Genomic DNA, 1,148 nt, shown 5'->3' with positions numbered 1-1,148 from the left:
GCTGAGCCAAGCGAAGCTTGATGAGCGGCGGCTCAGGCCTCTCAGTCTTGCCCCAGAGGCGTATGGATCAGTTTGCCGGACGCCGGCCAGTATTCCACCTTGCATCCTGAACGCCCGCCGCAGATCGAATCGACGATCTCTATGCCCCGGTCAGCGAGGAAACCCTCGGCGAAGGCCACATTGTGCGCCCCCACATTGTAGAACGAATCGCCGGGACTGGCGCCGCCGAACACCATGGCTTCGAGACAGTGGGGATTGGCTCCGGCTTCCAGCAGGCCATCGACCAGACGCTGCATGAGGTAGGAGCCGTAGCGCGACGGGTCGTCCTGTTCCGAAAGCGGCGTCGGAGATTCGGGGAGAACGAAATGGTTCATGCCGCCCACGCCTCGCTTGGGATCGCGAATACAGGCTGCGACACACGAGCCGAGGACCGTCGTGATCACCGCGTCCGGGTCGTCGCTGATGCTGTATTGGCCCTGCGATATGGAGGTAAGGTGGACGGGCCGCTCGCCCTGGTCCCAGGTGCGACTGCAAATATTGTATCTCATGACGATCTGAGCCGGGATCTGGACCCAGTCCGGGGTCGTGTCTGAAGTCGCAAGATTTCGACTGTAGCGAACATTGGTATACGGACAATGTACGCAACGGTAAAAATGAAGGGCGCCGGGACTTTCGCTGGGACCTCACGCTCCCTAGCTAAGCAGTGCTTCAGCTGAGGAGAATGACCATGGCCACCGCCCACGAGAAACGTCTGGCGCCGTTGAAAACCCCCACCAGCCTGTCGGAGGCCGCGACGCGGGATATTTCCGCCGCTCTGACGACCCTGCTGGCGGATGTCTTTGCTCTCTATATCAAGACCAAGAATTTCCACTGGCACGTGTCCGGCCCGCATTTCCGCGACTATCACCTGATGCTGGACGAACAATCGGCCGAGATCCTGGCCATGACCGATCTGATCGCCGAACGGGCGCGCAAGATCGGCGGGACCACTCTGCGCTCTGTCGGTCAGATCGCCCGCGAATCGCGCGTTCTCGACAATGACGCCGAGTTCGTGGATGCGCTCGACATGCTGGCCGAACTGCGGGACGACAACAACGACCTGGTCGGGCGTATGCGCGAGGTCCACGATCTTTGCGACGAGCACAACG

The 1,148-nt window shown here is 61.1% G+C and carries 2 protein-coding genes; one reads left to right on the top strand and one right to left on the bottom strand.

Going from position 1 to position 1,148, the window contains the following annotated elements; genetic code table 11:
* Positions 1–41: 41 nt before the first annotated feature.
* Entirely contained in the window at positions 42–548 is a 507-nt protein-coding gene (locus tag Q0C81_RS18185; RefSeq protein ID WP_291841230.1) for a chemotaxis protein CheD, read from the bottom strand.
* Positions 549–727: 179 nt separating this feature from the next.
* Here Q0C81_RS18185 and Q0C81_RS18180 point away from each other — a divergent pair.
* On the top strand, positions 728–1,148 hold a 421-nt coding region (locus tag Q0C81_RS18180; RefSeq protein ID WP_291841228.1), incomplete at its 3' end, for a DNA starvation/stationary phase protection protein.

The organism is Brevundimonas sp., assembly GCF_023259385.1.
In the GTDB taxonomy this organism is placed as follows: Bacteria; Pseudomonadota; Alphaproteobacteria; order Caulobacterales; family Caulobacteraceae; genus Brevundimonas.
This window is presented reverse-complemented; position numbering and strand designations above follow the sequence as displayed.

What these genes read in the sequence shown, in the direction of transcription:
- Q0C81_RS18185 (WP_291841230.1), bottom strand. Translation starts at nt 548, where the DNA reads ATGAGATACAATATTTGCAGTCGCACCTGGGACCAGGGCGAGCGGCCC.